This window comes from Speluncibacter jeojiensis (assembly GCF_029589495.1).
GTDB classification, from domain to species: domain Bacteria; phylum Actinomycetota; class Actinomycetes; order Mycobacteriales; family Mycobacteriaceae; genus Speluncibacter; species Speluncibacter jeojiensis.
Genome location: NZ_JAAIVF010000001.1, coordinates 1,023,764 through 1,047,011, shown reverse-complemented (window position 1 = coordinate 1,047,011; position 23,248 = coordinate 1,023,764). Strand labels below are relative to the sequence as shown.

24 protein-coding genes are annotated in these 23,248 nt (G+C 69.5%); 16 read left to right on the top strand and 8 right to left on the bottom strand.

What is annotated here, in order from left to right:
• Window positions 1-56: 56 nt before the first annotated feature.
• The 4 genes from G4X40_RS04520 to G4X40_RS04505 all read left to right on the top strand — a co-directional run bounded on the left by G4X40_RS04520 (window position 57) and on the right by G4X40_RS04505 (window position 2,798).
• Entirely contained in the window at window positions 57-218 is a 162-nt protein-coding gene (locus G4X40_RS04520) for a DUF4177 domain-containing protein (RefSeq protein WP_277830440.1), read from the top strand.
• Window positions 215-673 (top strand): RidA family protein, encoded by a 459-nt coding sequence (locus G4X40_RS04515; protein ID WP_277830438.1) that lies wholly within the window; start codon window positions 215-217, stop codon window positions 671-673. Before G4X40_RS04520 ends, G4X40_RS04515 begins: the two co-directional genes overlap by 4 nt.
• A gap of 13 nt (window positions 674-686) precedes the next feature.
• Window positions 687-1,511, top strand: coding sequence for an MBL fold metallo-hydrolase (locus G4X40_RS04510; protein WP_277830436.1), 825 nt, complete (start codon window positions 687-689; stop codon window positions 1,509-1,511).
• A gap of 75 nt (window positions 1,512-1,586) precedes the next feature.
• Window positions 1,587-2,798, top strand: coding sequence for a S1C family serine protease (locus tag G4X40_RS04505; RefSeq protein WP_277830435.1), 1,212 nt, complete (start codon window positions 1,587-1,589; stop codon window positions 2,796-2,798).
• 55 nt (window positions 2,799-2,853) lie between these two features.
• On the opposite strand, the gene G4X40_RS04500 is transcribed toward G4X40_RS04505, so the two are convergent.
• Complete coding sequence (locus G4X40_RS04500; RefSeq protein WP_277830434.1) at window positions 2,854-3,528, bottom strand: Crp/Fnr family transcriptional regulator; 675 nt, start codon at window positions 3,526-3,528, stop codon at window positions 2,854-2,856.
• Window positions 3,529-3,765: 237 nt separating this feature from the next.
• Entirely contained in the window at window positions 3,766-4,032 is a 267-nt protein-coding gene (locus tag G4X40_RS04495; protein ID WP_277830432.1) for a hypothetical protein, read from the bottom strand.
• 270 nt (window positions 4,033-4,302) lie between these two features.
• On the opposite strand from G4X40_RS04495, the gene nth reads away from it, so the two are divergent.
• The 4 genes from nth to marP are packed head-to-tail and all read left to right on the top strand — an operon-like array spanning window position 4,303 to window position 7,572.
• On the top strand, window positions 4,303-4,986 hold the full coding sequence (nth, locus tag G4X40_RS04490) for an endonuclease III (protein WP_277831278.1): 684 nt from the start codon (window positions 4,303-4,305) through the stop codon (window positions 4,984-4,986).
• Window positions 4,987-4,991: 5 nt separating this feature from the next.
• The gene (locus G4X40_RS04485) at window positions 4,992-5,666 is read left to right on the top strand and encodes a TlpA family protein disulfide reductase (protein ID WP_277830430.1); all 675 of its coding nucleotides are present in this window, start codon (window positions 4,992-4,994) and stop codon (window positions 5,664-5,666) included.
• Window positions 5,663-6,385, top strand: coding sequence for an NUDIX hydrolase (locus G4X40_RS04480; RefSeq protein ID WP_277830428.1), 723 nt, complete (start codon window positions 5,663-5,665; stop codon window positions 6,383-6,385). Before G4X40_RS04485 ends, G4X40_RS04480 begins: the two co-directional genes overlap by 4 nt.
• Complete coding sequence (gene marP / locus G4X40_RS04475; RefSeq protein ID WP_277830427.1) at window positions 6,382-7,572, top strand: acid resistance serine protease MarP; 1,191 nt, start codon at window positions 6,382-6,384, stop codon at window positions 7,570-7,572. The genes G4X40_RS04480 and marP overlap by 4 nt, the downstream gene beginning before the upstream one ends.
• A gap of 41 nt (window positions 7,573-7,613) precedes the next feature.
• Here the strand turns inward: marP and G4X40_RS04470 are convergent, their stop codons facing one another.
• The 3 genes from G4X40_RS04470 to nhaA form a co-directional block, all read right to left on the bottom strand.
• Window positions 7,614-8,540: an alpha/beta fold hydrolase gene (locus G4X40_RS04470; RefSeq protein WP_277830426.1), complete on the bottom strand. Its 927-nt coding sequence runs from the start codon at window positions 8,538-8,540 to the stop codon at window positions 7,614-7,616.
• Window positions 8,541-8,545: 5 nt separating this feature from the next.
• Complete coding sequence (locus G4X40_RS04465; RefSeq protein WP_277830424.1) at window positions 8,546-9,088, bottom strand: phage holin family protein; 543 nt, start codon at window positions 9,086-9,088, stop codon at window positions 8,546-8,548.
• A 111-nt stretch (window positions 9,089-9,199) separates the two neighbouring features.
• Window positions 9,200-10,468: a Na+/H+ antiporter NhaA gene (gene nhaA / locus G4X40_RS04460; protein WP_277830423.1), complete on the bottom strand. Its 1,269-nt coding sequence runs from the start codon at window positions 10,466-10,468 to the stop codon at window positions 9,200-9,202.
• 193 nt (window positions 10,469-10,661) lie between these two features.
• Here nhaA and G4X40_RS04455 point away from each other — a divergent pair, with 193 nt between their 5' ends.
• Window positions 10,662-12,056, top strand: a complete 1,395-nt coding sequence (locus G4X40_RS04455) for an MFS transporter (protein WP_408642113.1) — start codon at window positions 10,662-10,664, stop codon at window positions 12,054-12,056.
• 19 nt (window positions 12,057-12,075) lie between these two features.
• On the opposite strand, the gene acs is transcribed toward G4X40_RS04455, so the two are convergent.
• The gene (acs, locus tag G4X40_RS04450) at window positions 12,076-14,031 is read right to left on the bottom strand and encodes an acetate--CoA ligase (RefSeq protein ID WP_277830422.1); all 1,956 of its coding nucleotides are present in this window, start codon (window positions 14,029-14,031) and stop codon (window positions 12,076-12,078) included.
• A gap of 250 nt (window positions 14,032-14,281) precedes the next feature.
• Between acs and G4X40_RS04445 the strand changes: the two genes are divergently transcribed.
• Window positions 14,282-15,040: a Fic family protein gene (locus G4X40_RS04445; protein WP_277831275.1), complete on the top strand. Its 759-nt coding sequence runs from the start codon at window positions 14,282-14,284 to the stop codon at window positions 15,038-15,040.
• Window positions 15,041-15,198: 158 nt separating this feature from the next.
• The gene (locus G4X40_RS04440; protein ID WP_277830420.1) at window positions 15,199-15,708 is read left to right on the top strand and encodes a hypothetical protein; all 510 of its coding nucleotides are present in this window, start codon (window positions 15,199-15,201) and stop codon (window positions 15,706-15,708) included.
• Between the two features lie 748 nt (window positions 15,709-16,456).
• On the opposite strand, the gene G4X40_RS04435 is transcribed toward G4X40_RS04440, so the two are convergent.
• Entirely contained in the window at window positions 16,457-17,275 is an 819-nt protein-coding gene (locus G4X40_RS04435; RefSeq protein ID WP_408642112.1) for an HAD family hydrolase, read from the bottom strand.
• A gap of 496 nt (window positions 17,276-17,771) precedes the next feature.
• On the opposite strand from G4X40_RS04435, the gene ssd reads away from it, so the two are divergent.
• Together ssd and G4X40_RS04425 are read left to right on the top strand one after the other, a co-directional pair.
• Complete coding sequence (gene ssd, locus G4X40_RS04430) at window positions 17,772-18,869, top strand: septum site-determining protein Ssd (protein WP_277830418.1); 1,098 nt, start codon at window positions 17,772-17,774, stop codon at window positions 18,867-18,869.
• On the top strand, window positions 18,866-19,924 hold the full coding sequence (locus tag G4X40_RS04425; protein WP_277830416.1) for a TadA family conjugal transfer-associated ATPase: 1,059 nt from the start codon (window positions 18,866-18,868) through the stop codon (window positions 19,922-19,924). Before ssd ends, G4X40_RS04425 begins: the two co-directional genes overlap by 4 nt.
• A 257-nt stretch (window positions 19,925-20,181) precedes the next feature.
• Here G4X40_RS04425 and G4X40_RS04420 read toward each other — a convergent pair whose 3' ends face one another.
• Window positions 20,182-20,478 carry a putative quinol monooxygenase gene (locus tag G4X40_RS04420; RefSeq protein WP_277830415.1) on the bottom strand — a complete coding sequence of 99 codons (297 nt, stop codon included), beginning with the start codon at window positions 20,476-20,478 and terminating at the stop codon, window positions 20,182-20,184.
• Between the two features lie 394 nt (window positions 20,479-20,872).
• Here G4X40_RS04420 and G4X40_RS04415 point away from each other — a divergent pair, with 394 nt between their 5' ends.
• Genes G4X40_RS04415 through G4X40_RS04405 form a run of 3 tightly spaced genes read left to right on the top strand, consistent with a single transcriptional unit; the run spans window position 20,873 to window position 22,973 of the window.
• Entirely contained in the window at window positions 20,873-21,973 is a 1,101-nt protein-coding gene (locus G4X40_RS04415; protein ID WP_277830413.1) for a glutathione-independent formaldehyde dehydrogenase, read from the top strand.
• Window positions 21,974-22,002: 29 nt separating this feature from the next.
• Window positions 22,003-22,563: a type 1 glutamine amidotransferase domain-containing protein gene (locus tag G4X40_RS04410; protein ID WP_277830411.1), complete on the top strand. Its 561-nt coding sequence runs from the start codon at window positions 22,003-22,005 to the stop codon at window positions 22,561-22,563.
• Window positions 22,560-22,973 carry a GlcG/HbpS family heme-binding protein gene (locus G4X40_RS04405; protein ID WP_277830409.1) on the top strand — a complete coding sequence of 138 codons (414 nt, stop codon included), beginning with the start codon at window positions 22,560-22,562 and terminating at the stop codon, window positions 22,971-22,973. The genes G4X40_RS04410 and G4X40_RS04405 overlap by 4 nt, the downstream gene beginning before the upstream one ends.
• The last annotated feature ends 275 nt before the right edge of the window (window positions 22,974-23,248 follow it).

The window sequence follows — 23,248 nt, the reverse complement described above, 5'->3', positions numbered from 1 at the left end:
CAGTGTCGTGGCGCGCGTCGGGGAGAAGGGTGGTGCGGGCGGATAGGCTTTGCCGCATGAGTGAATCCATCCAGTGGGAGTACGCGACCGTTCCGCTGCTCACGCACGCGACCAAGCAGATCCTCGACCAGTGGGGCAGCGACGGCTGGGAACTGGTGACGGTGCTGCCCGGCCCGACGGGCGAGCAGCACGTCGCCTACCTCAAGCGCGCGAAGTGACGACCACCAGCGCGCGGCTCGCCGAGCTCGGCATCACGCTGCCGTCCGTGGCGGCCCCGTTGGCCGCATACGTGCCGGCCGTGCGCAGCGGGTCGCACGTCTACACCTCCGGACAGCTGCCGTTCGTCGACGGCGCGCTGCCCGCGAGCGGCAAGGTGGGCGGCGCGGTGACCGCCGAACAGGCGAAGGACCTGGCGCGGATCGCCGCGCTGAACGCGCTGGCCGCGATCGACGCACTGGTCGGTATCGACTCGGTGCGCCGCATCGTCAAGGTCGTGGGGTTCGTCGCCTCCGCGGAGGGGTTCACCGGACAGCCCGCCGTGATCAACGGCGCGTCGGAGCTTTTGGGTGAGATCTTCGGCGACGCGGGCAAGCACGCTCGCTCGGCGGTCGGCGTGGCGGAGTTGCCCATCGGCTCGCCCGTCGAGGTCGAGTTGCAGGTCGAGGTCGACTGAGCGGAGGACACCGATGACCGAGCATTCCGGTCTCACCCACCCGGCCTACGGCCGGCTGCGCCAGGTGACGCCGTATGCCGCGGTGATGCTGTGTGAGAACCCTGGACTGTTCGAGCTCGAGGGTACGAACACCTGGATCCTGCGGGCACCAGAGAGTCAGCGGTGCGTCGTGGTCGATCCGGGGCCGGACGACCACGAGCACCTGCGGCGGGTCGCGCAGCAGTGGCCCGTGGAGCTCACACTGATCACCCACCGGCACGGCGACCACACCGGCGGAGTCGATCACTTTCTGGAACTGTCCGGGGCGCCGATCCGGGCGGTCGACCCGCGGTTCCGCCGTGCCGGCATGGACGGACGACCGGGCGACGGCCTGCCGGACGGCGCCGTGATCACCGCCGCGGGACTGCGGATCGAGGTGCTCGCGACGCCGGGGCACACCGCGGATTCGGTGTCGCTGCTGGTCGACGACCCGGCCGGCGGGTCGGGTGTGGTGCTGACCGGGGACACCATCCTGGGCCGGGGCACCACGGTCCTCGACCACACCGACGGCAGCCTCGGCGACTATCTGGCGTCGCTCGAGGTGCTCATCGAGGCAGGGGCGGGCCGCCGGTGCCTGCCGGGACACGGTCCCGAACTACCCGACGTCGCCGAGGTGGCGCAGCAGTACCGCGCGCACCGTCACGAACGGCTCGAACAGGTGCGTGGTGCGCTGCGCGAACTCGGCGACGATGCGACCCCCCGTGCGGTGGTCGAACACGTCTACCAGGATGTCGACGAGTCGCTGTGGCCGGCGGCGGAGATGTCGGTCCGCGTCCAGTTGGACTACCTGCGCAGCTGATCGAAGGGTTGCGCTCGGCGATACGATCAAGTGAGTACCCGAGCGCAAATCGCAAATGAGTAGCCGGAGGCTCTCATGAATCGATCAGTGGGAACCGGTGGGCGCCACGCTCACCACAGGACCGGGCTCAGCACCGCCATCACCGCGCTGCTCATCGCGCTCGCCGTCGTCGCCGGTATGGCGGTCGGCGGTCAGTTCTGGCGGACCGTTCAGGTCTGGAGCGTAACCGACCGGTCCGGCGGACCCGTCGCCGCCGCGCCGCCCGATCCCGCATTGGGTTCCGGATTCCCCGCCGCCCGAACCGAACTCGCCGGCAATGTGAACGGCCTGACCAATGCGGTCGCGCCGTCGGTCGTCGAAATCGTCTCCACCATGGGGGACTCGGGGATGATGGGCGCCGGCACGGGCATGGTGCTGACCGCGGACGGCAACGTGCTCACCAACAATCACGTGATCTCGGGGTCCACCTCGCTGACCGTGACCAGCCTCGCGACCGGCCGCAGCTACCAGGGCGTCGTGGTCGGTTACGACCGCAACCATGACGTCGCGGTCGTCCACATGCAGGGTGCCGCCGGGCTGGCTCCGGCGAATCTCGGGGACTCGGGGACGGTGGCGGTCGGCGATCCGGTGGTCGCGCTCGGCAATGCGGGCGGGCAGGGCCGGTTGATCTCGGCGCCCGGCCAGGTCACCGCGCTGGATCAGACCATCACGGCGAGCAGCGAGGCCGACGGTACGTCGGAGACGCTCACCGGGATGATCGAGATCAACGCCGACGTCCAGCCCGGCGACTCCGGCGGACCACTGATCGACAATGCGGGCCGGGTCGTGGGGATGAACACCGCCGCCGCCGAGGGCTTCTCGATCATCGCCACCGGGAACCGGGCCTACGCCATCCCGATCAACAACGCGGTCGCGACCGCCCGGAACATCGAGGCGGGGCTGGGGTCCGCGGACGTGCACATCGGTGAGACCGCCGCACTCGGCGTGCTGGTGTCCAGGACGGGGCGGCCGTCGCTGGGCCCGCTGCAACTGCCTGGGCCGGTCGGTCCGCAGATCTCAGGGGTGAAGGTCAGCGATGTGGTCGCGGGCGGGCCGGCGCAGCAGGCCGGGCTCGCCGCGGGCGACACGATCACCTCGGTCAACGGCACCAGGGTCGGCAATCTCGGTGAGTTGAGCGCCGTCGTGCAGGGATTCCACCCCGGCGACCACGTGCAGGTCGGCTGGACAGATCAGACAGGCGCCGCGCACACCGCCGACGTGGTGCTCGAGGCCGGACCGGCCGCCTGACCGGTGAGCGGTCCAGGCGGCGCGGTCTCGATCAGGGTGACTCGGCAGGTGTGACTCAGCGTGCGCGGCGGGCCAGCCGCTCGGAATCCGAGATCAGCACGCTCTTGCCCTCGAGGCGCAGCCAGCCGCGGTGCGCGAAGTCGGCGAGCGCCTTGTTCACGGTCTCGCGGGAGGCGCCCACAAGCTGGGCGATCTCTTCCTGGGTGAGGTCGTGCGTGACCCGCAGCGCGCCGGCCTCCTGGGTACCGAAACGCTGCGCGAGCTGCAGCAGCGCCTTGGCCACGCGGCCCGGGACGTCGGTGAAGATCAGGTCGGCCAGGCTGTTGTTGGTGCGGCGCAGACGCCGGGCCAGCACGCGCAGCAGCTGCTCGGCGATCTCCGGACGCTGCGCGATCCAGTTCTTGAGCGCCTCGCGGTCCATGCTCACCGCGTGCACCTCGGTGACCGTGGTGGCGCTGGAGGTACGCGGGCCCGGGTCGAAGATCGAGAGCTCACCGAACATGTCCGACGGGCCCATGATCGTGATCAGGTTCTCGCGGCCGTCGGGCGACCGGCGTCCGATCTTGATCTTGCCGGAGGCGATGATGTACAGACGATCGCCGGGCTCGCCTTCGTTGAAGATGACGTGCCCGCGCGGGAAGTCGACCGGCTGGAGCTGCTTGATCAACGCGGCAACCGCGGATGGCTCAACTCCCTGGAAGATTCCGGCTCTGGCCAGGACCTCGTCCACGTGGGCTCCTCAGTCAATGTCGGCTCGCCGAACTCTGCGGAACGGCGGGCGTGTTGCACTCGTGGCGCCGCGTCGGCGGCACCACCGAAGCAGTCTAGTGTGGCGCTTTTGTAAGCGTGTGATCGAGGCTACAGGTCAACGCGTGTCGCGGTGCCGTCTGTGGCCACGATGGCCGTGACATCGGTGTTCTGGACCGTCACGGCGGTGGGCTTCGCCGGGTGGGCGGCGAGTGTCCGGTCAGCCCGCCTTGCGCCCGTCGACCGTGTCCGATCCCGCCTCGTCGTCGGACTCCTGGGTGCGGCGGCGGCGTTGGAAGCGCGCCAGCGCCTGGGGCATCCCCTGAGTGGCCAGGGCGCCGACGTCGGAGGCGTTGGCCTGCTCCAGGAACTCCTGGACCTCGCTCTCGGGCAGGGACAGCCGACGCAGACGGGTCTCCACCCGCTCCATTGCCAATGCGAACAGCATCAGCAGCACCGGGATGAGCACCACCGCGAGACCTTGCATACCGGAAAGTAAACACGTCGATGGTCTCAGAAGTGAAACGAATCCCGGTCGGCCGATCCGCAGGTGAGATTCCCCACAGCGGGTCGGTGACGTAGGCGGGCTCGACGCACTGGCGGGTCGTCGTCGGCTGTCAGGGTGGATCCGTACCCTGGACGGGTGACTACGGACTCCCGGGGCTCTCGGGCCACTCGCGCCGCCCACCCGGCCGGCGCCGGCGCCGCGGCTCGCGAGGGTGAGTCGCATCTGGCGCTCGTACGCCGGGCCCGCCGGATGGACCGGCGGCTTGCCGAGGCCTTCCCGCACGTCTACTGCGAACTCGACTTCACCACCCCACTCGAGCTGTCCGTGGCCACGATCCTGTCCGCCCAGTGCACGGACGTGCGGGTCAACCAGGTCACCCCCGCGCTGTTTGCGCGCTACCGCACCGCCCGCGACTACGCCGAGGCCGATCGGACCGAACTCGAGGAGTACATCCGCAGCACGGGCTTCTATAGGAACAAGGCGAATTCGCTGATCCGGCTGGGCCAGGCGCTGCTCGAGCAGCACGACGGCGAGGTCCCGCACACGCTGGCGGAACTGGTGAAGCTGCCCGGCTTCGGCCGCAAGACCGCGAACGTCGTGCTGGGCAACGCGTTCGGTGTCCCCGGAATCACTGTGGACACGCATTTCGGCAGGCTGGTGCGCCGCTGGCGCTGGACCGAGGAGACCGATCCGGTCAAGGTCGAGCACGCGGTCGGCGCGCTGATCGAGCGCAAACACTGGACCGACCTGTCGCACCGGGTGATCTTCCACGGCCGTCGGGTCTGCCACGCCCGCAAGCCCGCGTGCGGGGTGTGCGTGCTGGCCAAGGACTGCCCGTCGTTCGGTGCGGGGCCGACCGACAAGGCCGAGGCCGCGAAGCTGGTGAAGGGACCCGAGACGGAGCACCTGCTCGAGTTGGCCGGCCTCCGGTGAGGCGGATGAGCAACTCGGCCCGCTGGGGGCTGGTGATGCTGGTCGTCGTCGTCGGGCTGATCGTGGCGATCTGGCCGCGCGGTGGCGACGTCGGCCCGGGAACCTCGAACACGACCCCGCAGACGTACGGGGAACCGCCCTCCGGACCCCCGGTGGACAAGCGCGGCTCGGATACCGACGCGGCGTTGGCCGGACCGCGGGCGCGGGCGGCACTGCAGCCGTGCCCGACCCCGCAGCCGGGCGTGACGGCGCAGGGACCGCTGGCCGGGGTGACCCTCGAATGTCTCGGCGACGGCAGTCCGGTCGACGTCGGGGCGGCGCTGGCCGGGCGGCCGGCGCTGATCAACATCTGGGCCTATTGGTGCGCACCGTGCGCGGAGGAACTCCCCGCGATGCAGGAGTTCGCGCGGCGGGCCGGTTCGGCGGTACAGGTGCTGACCGTGCACCGCGACCCCGGCGAGGCCAACGCGCTGGACCGGTTGGCCGACCTCGGCGTGCACCTGCCGGGCGTACAGGACGGCGCGGGGCGGGTCGCCGCCGCGGTGCACGCCCCCAGCGTGCTGCCGGTGTCGGTGCTGCTGCGCGCAGACGGGAGCGTCGCGGCCGTGTTGCCCGTACCGTTCACCGATGCCGACCAGATCGCCGCGGCGGTCCGAGACAAGCTGGGAGTGGCCGTATGAGTGTGCCCGAGCACGAACAGGACGGTGCCCCGGACTGGCTCGACGACCTGGCCACCAAGGTGCGCGGCTATCACGGGGAAGGACTGCCGCGCCGGCTGCGGCACCGGCGCGTGCCGCCAGGGGTGCACACCCGCCCGGCCTCGGTGCTGATGCTGATGAGCGGCTCACTCGAGTCGGGGACCGGAGCGCCCCCGGCAGACGCGGACGTGCTGCTGACCCAGCGCGCGACCACCCTCCGCCAGCACAGCGGTCAGGTCGCCTTCCCCGGCGGCGCGGCCGACGCGGGCGAGACCGATCCGGTCGTCACCGCGCTGCGCGAGGCGGAGGAGGAGACCGGCCTGGTCCCCGCCGGGGTGCAACCGCTGGCGGTGATGCCCTCGCTGTACATCCCGCCCTCGGGATTCATGGTCAGCCCCGTGCTGGCCTACTGGCGTGAGCCGAGCCCGGTGCGGGTCGTCGACGAGGGCGAGACCGCACGGGTGGTGCGGGTGCCGCTGCGGTCGCTGGTCGATCCGGCCAACCGCTTCCAGGTGCGCTACCGGATGTTCTTCAAGGGGCCGGCGTTCTCGGTGGAGGGGATGCTGGTGTGGGGCTTCACCGCCGGACTGCTCTCGGCGCTGATCGCCGAGGCCGGGTGGGAACAGCCCTGGGACACGCATGACATCCGCGAATTGAACGCGAGCCTGACCGAGGCCGACGCGGGGGTGCTCGATCGGTGAGCGGTTCCAACTGGATCGACCTCATCGTGGTGGTGCTGGCATTGTTCGCCGCGGCGTCGGGCTGGCGCCAAGGGGCGGTCGCGTCCGCGCTCGCCTTCATCGGCGTGATCCTCGGCGCGGTGGCGGGCATCGTGCTGGTGCCGCACGTGCTCACACACATCGACGACTCGCGCACCCGCGTGGTGGTCGGGGTGGCGGTCATCATCGGGCTGATCATTCTCGGCGAGGTCGCCGGGATGATGGTCGGCCGCGCCGCCCGCGACTGGATGCGCAATCCGGTCGCCCGGTCGGTCGACTCGGTGGTCGGCGCGGTGTTCCAGGCGGTGGCGGTGCTGGTGGCCGCGTGGCTGTTGGCGGTGCCGCTGGCTTCGTCCTCCCAGGTGGACGTGGCCGCCGCCGTTCGCGGGTCATCGGTGTTGAGCAAGGTCAACGCGGTCGCCCCGGCCTGGCTGCGGGGAGTGCCGAACAGGTTCGGGGCGCTGCTCGACACCTCCGGGCTTCCCGACGTGATGGGACCGTTCGGTCGCACCCCGATCGCGAGCGTCGCCCCGCCGGACCCGGCACTCGCGGACGGTCCCGCGGTCGCCCGGGTGCGCCCGAGCGTGCTCGAGATCCGCGGCATCGCCCCGAGCTGTCAGAAGGCGCTCGAGGGTTCGGGATTCGTCGTCGCACCCGGACGGGTGATGACCAACGCGCACGTGGTGGCCGGGACGGCGAAGGTCGCGGTCGAGACCGACTCGGGCGAGCTCCCCGCCAAGGTCGTGCTGTTCGATCCCGAGGTCGACATCGCGATCCTCGCGGTGCCGGGCCTCGACGCGCCGGTCCTGCAGTTCGCGGACAGCCCGGCCCAGCGCGGACAGGACGCGGTCGTGCTCGGCTACCCGGGCGGCGGCCCGTTCACCGCGAGCCCGGCGCGGGTGCGCGAGACCATCAACCTGGACGGGCCGGACATCTATCACGCGGCGACCGTCAAGCGTGAGGTCTACACCGTGCGCGGGCTTGTGCGGCAAGGCAATTCGGGTGGTCCGCTGATCGACGACCAGGGCCGGGTGCTGGGCGTGGTGTTCGGCGCGGCGGTCGACGACCCGGAGACCGGCTTCGTGCTGACCGCGCGCGAGGTGGCGTCCCAGTATGCCCGCGCGCAGAGCCTGTCCTCGACGGTGGACACCGGTAACTGCGTGGCCTGACCGGAGGGGCGCCGAGGGGCGGGCGTGCGGCCGCGGAAGGCTCAGCGCCGCAGGAACTCCAGCAGCGCCGCGTTGACCTGCTGCGGCGACTCCTCGTGCGCGTAGTGCCCGACCGGCAGCGCCAGCGTACGGCGCAGCGGCGCCCACCGTCCGCAGCGGCGGAAGGTCGACGCCAGCACGTACGGGTCCTGCTCGCCGTAGATCTGCAGCACCGGGACGTCCAGCGGCGGCTTCATCGCGGTCCGGAACCGTTTGCCGTCGGGGCGGAACTGGCTGCGGAACGCCCAACGGTGATACTCGAGCGCGCTGTGCGCGGCGCCGGGTACCTGGACGGCAGAGCGGGCGCGGGCCGCGACCTCGGCAAACTCGGCGGATTCCACCCATGCGGGTCCGGACCGTGTGCGCAGCATTTCCTCGGCTGCGGACCCGTCGTCCCGGACCAGGCGCCGCTCGGGACCCCACGGCAACTGGTCCCGCAGCAGCGGGCCGCCGAGAGCCCGGCGCTGGGCGCCGTCGCGCAGCACCGCGCGGCGCAACGACAGCGGGTGCGGAGCCGAGACGGTCGCGATGGAGGACACCTGCCGGGGATGCAACAGCGCGGTCGCCCAGCAGACGAGTCCGCCGTCGGCGTGCCCGATCAGTGCGGCGTCGGCGTGGCCCAGGGCGCGGATCAGCCCTGCGACGTCGCCGGCGAGGGTCCAACCGTCGTACCCGCGCGGCGGCTTGTCGGTGTCGCCGTACCCGCGCAGATCGATGGCGACGCAGCGGCGGCCGGACTCGGCCAGCGCCGGCAACTGGTGGCGCCACGTCCACCAGAAGTCGCCGTAGCCGTGCAGTAACACGGTCAGCGGAGCATGCGGGTCGGCGGGGCCCATCTCGGCCGCGTGTACCCGGATCCCGTTGGCGTGGACGTCGAGATGGCGCCACGGTCCGGGCAGGCGGACGGTCGACGGGTCCGGTGCGACCACAGCGGTCAGCGGGAGTGCCGTCCGCTCGGGGCGGCGGCAGCGGGGAGGTCGACGCGGGCGGCGCCGGACTCGGCGTCGGCGCCCGGTGAGGGCAGCACCGAGGCGAACTCCTTGACCGACTCGATCGTCTTCTTCGGCGCGCGGATCTTGCGGACCCGCAGGTAACCGAGGAAGCCGAGCGCACCCGCGAGCAGCACCTGGACGCCGAACACGATGAGGAACGCGGCCCAGCGCGGCAGCCAGACGTCGAGCAGTTCGGCGAAGAAGAAGAAGAGGAAGAAGGTGCTGAAGAGCAGGACCGTCAGGGCGAGGATGAAGAAGACGCTGCCCTGCAGGCCCTTCTTGATCTCACCGGTTACCTCGGCCTTGGCCAGCTCGACCTCGGCGCGAACCAGCGTGGAGACCTGGGAGGTGGCGTTCTTGACAAGCGCGCCGATCGTCGGCTGGCCGTCGGGGCCGACGTCGAGATCGGTCAGCGGGATCGACGAGACCGTGCTGGGGACGCCGTCGCCGTTGCCACGGCCCGTGTTGCGGTCGGTGAAGCTCACGTCAACCCTCCAGTTGCGATTCTCGGACGCTGCGCTGCAGTGTCTCATCGTGCCACGGACCGGCTCCGGTGCGGGCCGTCGGCCCGCACACCGGTCGGTGTCGGTTGTCGGTCACCCGCCGGTTCGCTTGTCGCCGTCCGCATCGTCGGTGGCGTAGGTGTCGTCGTCCAGATCGTCGAGTTCGGCTGCGGCGCGCCGATCGTGCGCCCGCCCCCGCCGGATCAGCAGCGCCGAGCCCACCAGCGAGGCCACCATCGACGTCAGCAGCACCGCGGCCTTGGCCGTGTCGACCTCGGAGCCGTCGCCCACGTTCTCGAGCGCCAGCTCGGCGACCAGCAGGCTCACGGTGAAGCCGATGCCGCCGAGCACCGAGAGCGCGAACATGTCGCGGTTGCCCAGCTTCCGTGGACGTTCGGCGAACCCCGTTCGGATCGCCAGCCAGCTGGTGCCGAAGATGCCGACGGTCTTGCCGATCAACAGTCCGGCGATGATCCCCAGGGCGATCCGGTCGTCGACGATCGCGTGCAGGGCGCTGCTGTCGAGCGGAACCCCGGCGGCGAAGAACGCGAACAGTGGCACGCAGACCCCGGCCGACCACGGTTGGACCCGGTGCTCGAGCCGGGCGGCGGGCGCCTCGTCCTCACCGGGATCGGGCCGTACCCGGGTGAGCAACCCCATCGCGACACCGGCCAGCGTGGCGTGCACCCCGGCCTGGTGCATCGCCCACCAGGCGACCAGCGCCAGCGGCACGTACAGCCACGGCGAAGTGATCCGGCGATGCTGCGCGTAGGCGTACAGCACCAGGCAGGCGAGCGCGCCCAGCAGCCACAGCACCGAGATGGTGGAGGTGAACACAGCGGCGATGACCAGGATGGCGATCAGGTCGTCGACCACCGCGAGGCTGAGCAGGAACACCCGCGCGCCGGCCGGTAGCCGCGACCCGGTCAGCGCCAGCACACCGAGCGCGAACGCGATGTCGGTGGCGATCGGAATGGCCCAGGCCTGGTCGATGCCCGGTGTGCCCCAGCCGATGGCGAGGGCGATCAGCGCGGGGGCGACGACGCCGCCGACCGCGGCGAGCACCGGCAGCCGCGCCCGTCGCCGATCCGCCAGCTCGCCGATCACCAGTTCCCGTTTGAGCTCGAGGCCCGCGACGAAGAAGAACACGGCCAGCAGGCCGTCCTGTGCCCACTCGCCGAGCGTGAGGTCCAGGTGCAGCGACTGCGGCCCGACCGTGAAGTCGCGCAGTGACAGGTAGCTCGCGCCCCACGGCGAGTTCGCGTAGATCAGTGCGATCGCGGCGGCGATCAGAAGGATTGCGCCACCGACGGTTTCGGTGCGCAGGAAGCGCGCGAACTCGGCCTTGCGGGGTGCGGACATGTGCCTCTTTCGACAGAAAGGAACGGTCGGAACATCATTTTCGCCGACCAGACTTCCCGGCACACCGGAGATCATCTTACCGGTCGCGAATCTGTCGCGCGGTAGGCGGGTGTGCCGGACGTGTGCCGCGGGGCATAGTCTGCATCCCCGTTGTGACCTTCGGTCGAGTTCTGTGATGAGGGAGTCCAGTGCAGTGAGCAGCGACGTTTCCGAATGGGACGAGGCGCGCGGTGGCGCGTCCGACCTCGCCGCGCCCGACACCGCCGACACCATCGGGAGGGCCGAGCGGCGCCGGATCGTGATCGCCTCGATGGTCGGCACCACGATCGAGTTCTACGACTTCTACATCTATGCCACGGCGGCGGTGTCGGTGTTCCCGCTGCTGTTCTTCCCGAAGGGCAACGGCACCACCGCGCTGCTCGCCTCGTTGGCCACCTTCGGTCTGGCGTTCGCGGCGCGTCCGCTCGGGTCGATCCTGTTCGGTCACTTCGGCGACCGCATCGGCCGCAAGGCCACGCTGGTCGGCTCGCTGCTGACGATGGGCATCGCCACCTTCGTGATCGGTCTGCTGCCGACGTATCACGCGGTGGGGGTGCTCGCGCCGGCGTTGCTGGCGTTGATGCGCTTCTGCCAGGGCGTCGGTCTCGGCGGTGAGTGGAGCGGCGCGGCGCTGCTTGCCACCGAGACGGCCGCGAAGGGCAAACGCGCCTGGGCGGCGATGTGGCCGCAACTGGGTGCGCCGATCGGATTCTTTTTCGCCAACGGCGTCTTCCTCATCCTCACGTTGACGATGGGCGACGAGAAGGACACGCACGGAGCCTTCCTCACCTGGGGCTGGCGCGTCCCGTTCCTGATCAGTTCGGTGATCGTGATCCTGGGGTTGTACGTGCGGCTCAAGCTCGAGGAGACGCCGGTGTTCGCCCGTGCGGTCGCGCGCGGCGAGAAGGTCAAGACCCCGCTGACCGTGGTGTTCAAGCACAACTGGCGCCCGCTGCTGATCGGCACCTTCGTGATGCTCGCGACCTACACGCTGTTCTACGTGATGACGACCTGGATCCTGGGCTTCGGGACCGGGAAGGTGACCTCGAAGGGTGCGGATCCGCTGTCGATGTCCTACCGCGACTTCCTTGTGCTGCAGCTGATCTCGGTGCTGTTCTTCGGCGCGGGCATTCCGGTCACCGGCTGGCTGGCGGACCGCTTCGGCCGCCGCAGGGTGCTGATCGTCGTGACGACCGCGATCGCGCTGTTCGGACTCGGCTTCGGCGTCTTCCTGAACCCGGATGTGATGACCGAGCCGTTGATGCTGGCGGTGCTGATCGTCGGCATGCTCCTGATGGGCCTGACCTTCGGCCCGATGAGTGCCGTGCTGCCGGAGCTCTTCCCCACGAACGTGCGCTACACCGGTTCCGGTGTCGCCTACAACGCGGCCAGCATCATCGGCGCCGCGGTCGCACCGTTCATCGCCACCTGGCTGGCCGGGTCGTACGGCGTCGGCTGGGTGGGCGTCTACCTCACGATCGCATCGGTGCTGACGCTGATCGCGCTGTTCGTCATGAAGGAGACCCGGGACGTGTCGCTCGACGGCTGAGCGACACGCCCCGTGCCGGTCACCGCTTGGCGCGCAGCGCCTCCACGACGGCGGGGTCGACGAGCGTCGAGGTGTCGCCGAGCTCGCGGCCTTCGGCGACGTCACGCAGCAGTCGGCGCATGATCTTGCCGCTGCGGGTCTTCGGCAGTTCCGGGACGACGGTGATCTCGCGCGGCTTGGCGATCGGGCTGATGTCCGTGGACACCTGCGCCTTGAGCTCGGAAATGAGTGTGTCTCCTGTGTTTTCGACACCTTCGAGCAGGATGACGAAGGCGACGATGCCCTGACCGGTGGTCTCGTCGCTGGCGCCGACGACCGCCGCCTCGGCCACCGCGGGGTGGCCGACGAGCGCGGACTCGACCTCCGAGGTGGAGATCCGGTGACCGGAGACGTTCATGACGTCGTCGACGCGGCCGAGCACCCACACGTCGCCGTCTTCGTCGTACTTGGCGCCGTCGCCGGCGAAGTACCAGCCCTGCTCGGCATACCGCGACCAGTAGGTCTCGCGGTAGCGGTCCATGTCGCCCCAGATGCCGCGCAGCATCCCCGGCCACGGCTGGTCGAGCACCAGGTAGCCCTGCTCGCCGTGGGGCACGTCGCGGGCGTTGTCGTCGACGACCTTGCAGGAGATCCCGGGCAACGGGGCCATCGCGGAGCCCGGCTTGGTGGCGGTGATGCCGGGTAGTGGGGAGAGCATGATGCCGCCGGTCTCGGTCTGCCACCAGGTGTCGACGATCGGGCACCGGCCGCCGCCGATGACGCCGCGGTACCAGCGCCATGCCTCGGGGTTGATCGGCTCGCCGACGGAGCCGAGCAGACGCAGCGACGACAGGTCGTGCGCGTCGGGGATGTCCCGGCCCCACTTCATGAACGTGCGCACCAGCGTCGGGGCGATGTAGTAGATCGAGACCTTGTACTTCTCGATGACCTCGAAGTGCCGGTGCTCGTCCGGGGTGTTCGGGGTGCCCTCGTAGACGATCTGGGTGGCGCGGTTGGCCAGCGGGCCGTACACGATGTAGGTGTGCCCGGTGACCCAGCCGATGTCGGCGGTGCACCAGTACACGTCCTGACCGGGCTTGTGGTCGAACACGTAATGGTGGGTGTAGGCGGCCTGGGTCAGGTAGCCGCCGCTGGTGTGCACGATGCCCTTCGGCTTGCCGGTCGTGCCCGAGGTGTACAGCAGGAACAGCGGGTGCTCGGCGTCGAACGACTCGCAGGCGTGTTCGGGGGACGCGGTGCCCACGGTCTCGTCCCACCACAGGTCGCGTCCGGTGGTCCACTCGACGTCCAGGCCGGTGCGCCGCACGACCAGCACGTGCTCGACCGACGGGGCCCGGTCCGCGCCGCTGCCGAGGGCCTCGTCGACCGCGAACTTCAGCGGCGCGGCCTGGCCGCGGCGCCACTGCCCGTCGGTGGTGATGACGAGCTTGGCCTCGGCGTCGTCGACACGCGAACGCAGCGCGGCCGCCGAGAACCCGGCGAAGACCACCGAATGAGTGATACCCAGGCGGGCGCACGCCAGCATCGAGACGATCGCCTCGGGGACCATCGGCATGTAGATGGCCACCCGGTCGCCGGCCTTCAACCCCAGCGCGGTCAGCGTGTTGGCGGCCCGGCACACCTCGTCCTTGAGCTGCGCGTACGTGATGTCACGCGAGTCGCCCGGTTCGCCGACCCAGTGGATCGCGACCTGATCGCCGTGACCGGCCTCGACATGCCGGTCGACGCAGTTGTAGGCCACGTTCAGCTTGCCGCCGACGAACCACTTGGCGACCGGCGCGCCGGACCAGTCGAGCACCTCATCGAAGTCCCGGTCCCAGTCCAGACGCCCGGCCTGCTCGGCCCAGAACGCGAGACGGTCGGCGTCGGCGGCGGCCTGCAACTCGGGCCCGGCATTCGCGGTCGCGGTGAACGCCGCGCTCGGCGGGTACGAAGCCTGAGCAGAGTTGGATGTGGTGCCGACGTCGGTCGTCATGTCAGGGGATCCTCTCGATACGTCTGCGGAGGCGGCGCGTCGCACGGGCGCGCGCACCGTCCGCACCTTTCACCACGGGCGCCGGGCCTGCTCGGCCGCGAGCCCCGCGGAACACGTTTGTGAGCGTAGTCACAGTGCGGGTGATGTGCATCGTGGCGGCCCGCCGGGCGGGACGAACGAGGACAGGCCCCGACGCCGAACCGGTGTGGGCGCTCGGCTGTACCCGCGGGTAGCGTCGACCGGCGTGAGCATGCAATCCGGTTCCGATCCGCTCGGCCCGCTGGTCGAGTTGCCCGGTGTGCGCGAGGCCGCCGAGCGCGCCCGCGACGCGCTCGGCGAGGTGCATCGGCATCGGACCAATCGCCGCGGTTGGCCGGGCACGGCGGCGGAGGCCGCGATGCGGGCCGCGCGGGCCTCGGCGGCGCTCGACGGCGCCGGCCTGGACCTGCCGCAGGACGTCGCCGAGGCGGATCCGGTGCTGCGCGGCGCGCTGCGGTTGGGGCAGACCCTCGACGGCGACGCGCTGACGGTCATCACGCCCGTGTGGCAGCGGGCGCCGTTGCAGGCGTTGGCCCGGCTGCACGCACTGGCCGCGGCCGACCTCGTCGAAGACTCGGAACAACTGGGTCGGCCGCGGGTCGATCCCGGGGTGAGCGAGCGGCTCGATGCCCTCGCCCAACTGCTCACCGGCGGCACGTCGGCGCCCGCGCCGGTGGTGGCCGCCATCGTGCACGGCGAGTTGCTCACCCTGCGGCCGTTCGGCACCGCGGACGGCCTGGTCGCGCGCGCGGCATCCCGGTTGGTCGCGGTCGGCACCGGACTCGATCCGCACAATCTCGGGGTGCCGGAGGTCGGCTGGCTCAAGCGGCAGCAGGCCTATCGCAGCGGGGCCGCGGGGTTCGCCTCCGGGACACCCGCCGGTGTCGGCGGCTGGGTCGTCTTCTGCTGCGGCGCGCTCGAGGACGGTGCCCGCGAGGCGCTGTCGATCGCCGAGGCGCAGGCGGGGTGACGCACCGGCCGCTGTCCCGGTCCTGATCCCGACGCGGGGACGCCCGGCGTTTCCTGTGGACGGGCTTTTCGGTCGCTGTTAGCTTCGGTGGGCAGCCGCGCGCGGCGCGTGCGGTCGCACTTCAGTGAAGGTCGGGGCCGGACGAAAGGATCGAGTGGATGACTTCTCCTGCACGAACCGGATTACGGGCGATGGCCGCCGGAGGGGCGAAGGCGATGGTCGCCGGGGCCGCGGTGGCGGGGCTCGCGGCACTGGCTGTGCCCGGGGTTGCCTCGGCCGCCGACGCACCCGCGCCCCCGGCTCCGTCCGCGCCCACCATGATGGCCCAGGCGGTCGGGGACACGGTGTTCGTCGGTGAGATGATCCCGGCCGACAATCCGGCCGGCAACGGATGCCTCGTCGGGCTCTATCCGGCGGGCCTGGACCTGGCGAAGGCCACCGCCGACGAGATGGCGTCGGCGAAGGCGTGGCCGGAGTCCTGGGAGGCTCAGCTCAAGCAGACCTCGCAGCTGCGCACCTACGTGATCACGGGTGTCGCGCCGGGCGACTACACACTGGCGAGTTGGTGTGACTACGGCAAGACGGCGACGCAGAAGGTGACGATCACGAAGTCGCCGGCGGTCGGGCAGATCGCGGTGCCGCTCGCTCAGCAGTTCGGCAGCAGCTAGCCCAGGCCGGGCGGATCGGGGTGACGGCGGGCCGCGGGAGCGTCGCGCTCCCGCGGCCCGCCGCGTCGGTCATGTGGATGCTGCTGGGAAGAAATTCGGAGAATGCTTGTCGCGCAATACTTTTTAAGTCGTGCGCCATTGTGATCAATGGCGGTTCGGCGTAATACGCCCATTCGCCGCAGGTCTCGGCCGGAAATGATGTCGTTGAGGGATCGTTACGACGAAACAGATTGACACGGAACGGCTCTCGTCGTTGTTGACGAGAGCCGAACATGCGAAGCGGGCGGCTTCCGAGAACTCGGTCGCCGCCCGCTAACACGAACCTCCCGGTTACCAAGCGTGCAATGTGGGTTGTGTGGGTCGGCCTCGGCGCTGATCCCGGGTCTGGCGGGTGGCCTCCACCCAAAGAGGTCGGGTCCGTCAGGCGATCGGAATTTCGCAGGCCCACAACACTTGATGTGCCTCCTGCGGCGTGCTCCGCGTGGGTACCTGGTGTTCGTGCTGGGAAATCGCGACCGGGGGGTCGAGCCTTCTCTTCTGATTCGGCCTTTGCCTGCCGTGTTTCCGTACCTCATTTGTACCTTGCGGGGTGCGGTACAGCAAGTGTTCTGAGCAGGAATTCTGCACCGGATCTCGCGACTGTCGGTGTGCCACAAGATCGATGCGCGCGGCAGTGCGATCGGGGTGTGATCACGCGAGTGCGGCGATCGTGTGCGGGGGTCGGCGCCGGGGTGTCGATGCCGGGAGTTCAGCGGCGACGACGCATCAGCCCGTAGGCGAGGGCGCCGGCGGCCACGGCCGACAGTCCGGCTGCGGCGCTCGCCGCGACGGTGGTGCGGGTCGTCGACGGCATGCGGGCGCGCAGGGAGACCGGGTCGGAGAAGGTGAGCACGGGCCAGCCCTGCGCGGCGGCCTCGCGTCGGAGCGGGCGGTCGGGGTTGACCGCGGTGGGGTGCCCGACCGCTTGCAGCATGGGCAGATCGGTGGCCGAATCGGAGTAGGCGTGACAGCGGGTCAGGTCGTAGCCGTGCGCGGCTGCGAGTTCGTTTACGGCGGTGACTTTTCCGTCGCCGTAGCAATAGAACTCGATGTCGCCGGTGTACCGCCCGTCGCGGACCGCCATGCGGGTGCCGACGCTGTGGGTTGCGCCGAGCGCCTGCGCGATGGGGGTGACGATCTCCTCGCCGGACGCGGACACGACCACCACATCGTGCCCGCATGCGATGTGGTCGGCGATCAGGTCGGCTGCCTCGGCGAAGACGAGAGGGTCGACGATGTCGTGCAGGGTCTCTTGCACGATCGTCTTGATCTGGGCCACCTCCCAGCCCTCGCACATCGCGGCAATGTGCTTGCGCATGCGCTCCATCTGATCGTGATCGGCGCCGGAGAGCAGATAGAGGAACTGGGCGTAGCTGCCCTTGAGAACGGCGCGGCGATTGATCAGTCCGCCGTCGAAGAGGGGCCGGCTGAAGGCGAGCGTGCTCGACTTCGCGATCACGGTCTTGTCGAGATCGAAGAACGCGGCGATCCGTTTCGGCGCGTCTGCCGCCGGTGATGTGTCGATCACGAGTCCAGGATAGGCGTCGGGCGTCGGCGCCGACCCGATTCTCGGGAGCGCCGCGTTCTCGCTGGTGAGAGGGGTGTTCCTGGCAGTTGGGCGGTTGACCGATCGGGGCGCTTTGCCGGATTCGCGGCGGGCCGGGCGTGTTGACCGTTGAATTTGCAAACACAACCCGTTCCGGGTGTACTATGAAATCACTCGGGCTTGATCCGAGTGTGTTCAGCCCGACCCCCCGGGGCTGAACACTGACGACCCCCGCCCCCTCCCCCCCTGGCGGGGGTCGTCCTTTATCTCCGGCTCTTCGCCTTCGCGCCCCTGGCCTCATCGCTCGGACAGGCTGCTTCCGGTCGACCTCTCGGCGCGGTCACACGGCTGCCCCCGTTTCGGACTCGCCTCGAACTTTCTGGTACGACCGTACCGAAGGTTTTCCACAACGCCTTCTTTCTCCACAGCCGTCGCGGGGGTGCTGGTGGCGGCCGACGACATCGGCGACGGTGGATTCATGTCAGAGAACCAGGCCGATGTGTCCATCCAGATGTGGGTGGCCGGCGCCCGGCTGCGCGACGAGGTGCTCAGTATCGCCGCGGCGGCCGACCGGCCGCTGGTGGACTGCGCCGCGGAGGCGCCGGTCGGGGGAGCCCGCCGGGGCTGGGAACGGGCGCCGATCGTGGTGGTGGACCGGGACGGCGCGCGCGCCGGGGTCGAGGCCGCCATGCCGCGGCGTCGATGGGTCGTGTTGGTGACCGCGGGCCCCGCGGATCCGGACGACTGGCGGATCGCGGTGGAGATCGGCGCCGAGCACGTCGTTCCCCTGCCCGACGAGGCGGCCCGGCTGGTGGAACTGCTGGGGGCACGCGGAGATTCGCCCGGAGCCGGCCGCGGCGCGGCGATCGGCGTGCTGGGTGGGCGTGGTGGCGCGGGGGCGTCGACCTTCGCCGCCGCACTGGCCCTGACGGCGGCGCGCGGATCAGGTGACGTGCTGCTGGTCGACCTGGACCCCTGGGGCGGCGGCATCGACGTGTTGCTCGGGATCGAGGCCGCGCCGGGCCTGCGCTGGTCGGAGACGACCCTCGAGGGTGGTCGGGTCTCGAGCTCCGCGCTCCGCGCTGCGCTCCCGTCGACAGCGGGGGTGACGGTGCTCTCCGGCTCGCGCAACGCCGCCGAGCCGCCCGTCGAAGCCGTTCGGTCGGTGATCGAATCATTCTGCAGCTCAGGTGGTCTCGTGATCTGCGATGTCGGACGGCAGCGATCGGACACTGCTGTCGCCGCGCTCGAGGCCGCGGACCTCCTCGCGCTCGTTGTGCCCGCCGAGGTGCGGGCCTGCGGCGCCGCCGCGCGGATGGACGACTGGGCGCGCCGGCACTGCGCGCACCGCGGCGTCGTCGTCCGGGGCCCGGCGCCGGGCGGACTGGTCGCCGCGGATGTCGCGGAGTCGATGGGGCTTCCACTGCTGTCGGCGATGCGCCCGGAACCGGGCCTGGCCGAGCGGCTGGAGCGGTCGGGGCTGGCGCTGGGCCGGCGGTCGCCCCTGGCCGACGCCGCACAGGCGGTGCTCGCCCGGGTCGCTGCCCGACCGGCACGAGGGCGGGTGGCGGCGTGAGCGGGGTCGATGCGTCGCTGCTCGACCGGGTGCGGGCACGGCTGGCCGAACTGCCGGACGCGCCGAGCCCGATGACGGTGGCGTCGGCGGTGCGCGCAGAATCGGCCGGCGTGGTGGGCGACACCGACCTGCTCCGCATCGTGCGCGAGTTGCAGACGGAACTGACCGGCGTGGGCCCACTCGAACCGCTGCTCGCGGACCCGACCGTCACCGACATCCTGGTCTGCGGTCCGGACGCCGTGTGGGTGGACCGTGGTGTCGGACTGGAGTGTTCGGAGATCCGCTTCGCCGACGATGCGGCGGTCCGGCGGTTGGCGCAGCGGTTGGCGCTGCTCGCCGGCCGACGTCTCGACGACGCCCAGCCCTGGGTGGACGGCAGACTGCCGGGATCCGGAGGCGACGACTTCGGGGTCCGACTGCACGCCATGCTGGCGCCGGTGTCCGCGCCCGGCAGTTGCATCTCGCTGCGGGTGCTGCGCCCGGCGACGCAGCGGCTCGACTCGCTCGCCGCCTCGGGTGCGATACACCCGCGCGCCCTCGAACTGCTGGAGGCGATCGTCGACACGCGGCTGGCCTTCTTGATCGTCGGAGGTACGGGTGCCGGGAAGACAACACTGCTGGCCGGAATGCTGGCGCGGGTGGCCGAGCGGGAGCGGATCATCTGTGTGGAGGAGGCCGCCGAGCTCGCGCCCGCACACCCGCACGTCGTCCGTCTCATCGCCCGGCCGCAGAACGTGGAAGGCATCGGCGAGATCACCGTTCGGCAACTGGTGCGCCAGGCGCTGCGGATGCGGCCCGACCGGATCGTGGTGGGTGAGGTGCGCGGGGCGGAGGTGGTCGACCTGCTCACCGCGCTCAACACCGGGCATGACGGTGGCGCGGGGACGGTGCACGCGAACTCTCCGCAGGAACTGCCGGCCCGGCTGGAGGCGCTCGCGGCGCTCGGCGGCATGGGCCGCGACGCGCTGCACAGCCAGCTGGCCGCGGCGGTCTTATCTGTAGGTCGCTTGGGGTGTTCCGGACTGTTTCCGGCGAGCAACCTTTCGTTGATCTAGGTTGTGGGTAACGAGTTATCTGGGGGTGTGTTTCCGTCCGTCCATGATGCACCGTGATTCACGGCGCTATTTGGCACGAAATTTCTAACGCTATTTGGCACGGTGCGCGAGTAAGCCGCCCTATGAGGCGTCCGCATATACCCCTGTCATGATGTGCCGAGGAGCGGAGGCCCCGCCCCGACGTCACATCAGAGTTCGGGTGCGTGAGTGACGTGGGTTCTGTCGAGCTTGCGGGCGGGCTGTTTCCAGTCGGTGGTTCAGAGTTTGTTGGCGAGTACGTCGAGCTCGCTGATCTCAGGCGGTGAGGCGAACAATTCGTCGGCCCGCTCGCCGAGGGCCTTGCCGACGGGTCCGCTCAGATGCGTATCACGCGCCGCCGCGTCGGGGAATGCGTCGATGATGCCGAACGTCGAGGGTCCGAACCGGACGGCGAACCATGGTTTGGTGCCGGGTTCCTGCTCGACGAGAGGCAGTGCCGACAGAAGGAATTCCTCGACCGCGTCTTCCTGGCCGGGCTTGGCCTCGAGTCGTACTAGTAGCGCTTTGGTAGCCATGGGCAGTCTCCTCGTCGATGCAGTGGACAGCCACCAGCATCACACCCTCGCGAGGCGATGGGAAGGCCCTGTCCGAGGCTGCGAATCGACACTGATTTCCTCCAGCCCTTCCAATCATGACGTCGAAGGAGCACAGTCGGAAGTGGACGGAGTTCCACGCCTCGACTGGCACCGTCTACTAGAGCGCACAGCGAAACACGTTGGCGCATCGGTGGTTTAGCATCGTTTACTCGCCGTGTCTCGTTCGTCGAGACGCCGCCCGCCTGAACGACTGGTTCGGCTGATGCCTCGCTTTTCACCGTTGCTGTGTGACCGGACGTCATCCGAAATGTTGCTTAGATAGGGAGAATTTGAGATGAAAGCTCTTGTGTATGACGGACCTCGTGAGGTTCATGTGAAGGACGTGCCAGACGCCAAGATCGAGGCGCCGACCGATGTGCTTGTGAAGATCACCACGACCAATATCTGCGGGTCGGATCTACACATGTACGAGGGCCGCACCGATCTCGAGCAGGGCATGGTGCTCGGTCACGAGAATATGGGCATCGTCGCCGAGGTCGGCAATGCGGTAGTCAAGGTATCGCCGGGGGATCGGGTGTGTCTTCCCTTCAACATCGGCTGCGGTTTCTGTCGCAACTGCGAAGAGGGTTTGACCGCCTACTGCCTGACGGTGCATCCGGACCCGAAGATGGCCGGCGCCGCCTACGGGTTCGCCGGGATGGGACCGTTCTCGGGTGGACAGGCCGAGTATCTGCGGGTGCCGTTCGGCGATTTCAACTGTCTACGGTTGCCCGAAGACGCACAGGAGAAGGAAGCCGACTACGTGATGCTGTCGGACATCTTCCCGACCGGATGGCACTGCACCCGGCTGGCCGACATGCAGCCCGGCGATTCGATGGTGGTCTACGGCGCTGGCCCGGTGGGTTTGATGGCCGCGTACTCGGCGATGATCCAGGGTGCGAGCAAGGTGATGATCGTCGACCGGCATCCCGACCGGCTGCGCCTGGCCGAAGAGATCGGCGTCATCCCGATCGACGACTCGAAGGGCGATCCGGTCGAGCAGGTGTTGGAGCAGACCAACGGTAAGGGCGCAGACAAGGGCTGCGAATGCGTCGGCTATCAAGCCCACGATCCGCAGGGAAATGAGGATTCGGCGATGACGATGAACCGGCTGGTCGACTCGGTGCGGTTCACCGGGCACATCGGTGTCGTGGGCATATTTTTGCCGCAGGACGACAACGCGTCGGACAAACTCCAACAGAACGGTCAGATCGCGTTCGACATGGGCAAGTTCTGGTTCAAGGGCCAGAAGATCGGCACCGGGCAGGCCAACGTCAAGCACTACAACCGGCAACTGCGCGACCTCATCCACGAAGGCCGGGCAAAGCCGTCCTGGATCGTCTCCCACGAACTCCCGCTCGCCGAAGCCGAATCCGGATATCAGCACTTCGACGCGCGCGACGACGGCTGGACCAAAGTCCTCCTGCATCCGTGATGCGGCCAGGGAATGAGAGGAGCACAACGATGGCAATGACATTGCAGGGCAAGCGGATCGCGATACTCGCTGCCGACGGGGTCGAAAGAGTCGAACTCGAACAACCCCGCGCCGCGGTGCAACAAGCCGGTGGGCACACGGAGCTGCTGTCGACGAAGACCGGCGAAATCCAGGCACGCAACAACGACCTCGACGCGGCCGGCACGTTCACCGTAGACCGGGCCGTATCCGATGCTGCGGTCGACGACTACGACGCCTTGCTGCTGCCGGGCGGCACGGTGAACCCGGACAAGCTGCGAATCGACGAGGCTGCGGTGTCGTTCGTGCGCGACTTCGTCGGCTCGGGTAAGCCGGTCGGGGTAATCTGCCACGGCCCCTGGACCCTCATCGAGGCCGGTGTGGCCAAAGGTAGAACGCTCACCTCATACCCGAGTCTGCGGACCGACCTGCGCAACGCCGGGGTCGACGTCGTAGACGAAGAGGTCGCGATCGACGGGAATCTGATCTCGAGCCGCTCGCCCGACGACCTGCCCGCGTTCTGTCAGGCCATCGTCGAGCAGTTCGCGAAGCTCGGGGCAGGTGCGTCATGACGATCAACCAGACCTCGGTGTCCCTCGACGATGCGCAGCGGATCATCGCCGCCGGACAGGCCAAAGCATCCGAAATCGAGTCGCCGTCGAACATTGCGGTGGTCGATGCCGGCGGCAACCTCGTCGCCCACGTGCGGATGGACGGTGCCTGGATCGGCAGCATCGACATCTCGATCAACAAGGCGTTCACCGCGCGGGCGCTGGACATCTCGACCGAGGACCTCGCGGCCAACGCGGGTCCGGGCGAGCAGTTCTACGGGATACACGCCTCCAACGGCGGGCGCATCATGATCTTCGCCGGCGGTGTCCCGCTGCGGCACAACGGCCAGGTCGTCGGGGCGGTCGGCGTCAGCGGCGGCACCGGGGAGCAGGACAAGACTGTCGTCGAGGCAGCCGCAACGGCGATGTGAGCAGTGACCTATTTCGACAAGGCGCCGCCGCGGATAAACGCTGAGAGCAGTGCAAACACTCGCCAGGCAACATTGTGAGGGTGACAGTCCGAGCTATTTGCGGCGCTGGTGTGGCCCGCCGTGTTCGCCTCCGACGCCGCCCACCGGCTGGATCGGCGTCGCCCCTGGGCCAGGTTGACCGAGACGTCGTCGCGGTCTGGGGCTGCGGCGGCGTCGAGTAGGTCAGCAGCTGCGGTTGCAGAGCGACCGACCGACGGCCATCCGGGAGGCGGTCC

Coding starts and splice junctions, on each gene's coding strand:
- G4X40_RS04520 (WP_277830440.1), top strand. CDS start 57: ATGAGTGAATCCATCCAGTGGGAGTACGCGACCGTTCCGCTGCTCACG.
- G4X40_RS04410 (WP_277830411.1), top strand. CDS start 22,003: ATGGCAATGACATTGCAGGGCAAGCGGATCGCGATACTCGCTGCCGAC.
- G4X40_RS04495 (WP_277830432.1), bottom strand. CDS start 4,032: ATGCAAGGTCTCGCGGTGGTGCTCATCCCGGTGCTGCTGATGCTGTTC.
- G4X40_RS04480 (WP_277830428.1), top strand. CDS start 5,663: ATGAGTGTGCCCGAGCACGAACAGGACGGTGCCCCGGACTGGCTCGAC.
- ssd (WP_277830418.1), top strand. CDS start 17,772: ATGTCAGAGAACCAGGCCGATGTGTCCATCCAGATGTGGGTGGCCGGC.
- G4X40_RS04505 (WP_277830435.1), top strand. CDS start 1,587: ATGAATCGATCAGTGGGAACCGGTGGGCGCCACGCTCACCACAGGACC.
- G4X40_RS04440 (WP_277830420.1), top strand. CDS start 15,199: ATGACTTCTCCTGCACGAACCGGATTACGGGCGATGGCCGCCGGAGGG.
- G4X40_RS04445 (WP_277831275.1), top strand. CDS start 14,282: ATGCAATCCGGTTCCGATCCGCTCGGCCCGCTGGTCGAGTTGCCCGGT.
- G4X40_RS04405 (WP_277830409.1), top strand. CDS start 22,560: ATGACGATCAACCAGACCTCGGTGTCCCTCGACGATGCGCAGCGGATC.
- G4X40_RS04420 (WP_277830415.1), bottom strand. CDS start 20,478: ATGGCTACCAAAGCGCTACTAGTACGACTCGAGGCCAAGCCCGGCCAG.
- G4X40_RS04485 (WP_277830430.1), top strand. CDS start 4,992: ATGAGCAACTCGGCCCGCTGGGGGCTGGTGATGCTGGTCGTCGTCGTC.
- acs (WP_277830422.1), bottom strand. CDS start 14,031: ATGACGACCGACGTCGGCACCACATCCAACTCTGCTCAGGCTTCGTAC.
- nth (WP_277831278.1), top strand. CDS start 4,303: ATGGACCGGCGGCTTGCCGAGGCCTTCCCGCACGTCTACTGCGAACTC.
- nhaA (WP_277830423.1), bottom strand. CDS start 10,468: ATGTCCGCACCCCGCAAGGCCGAGTTCGCGCGCTTCCTGCGCACCGAA.
- G4X40_RS04510 (WP_277830436.1), top strand. CDS start 687: ATGACCGAGCATTCCGGTCTCACCCACCCGGCCTACGGCCGGCTGCGC.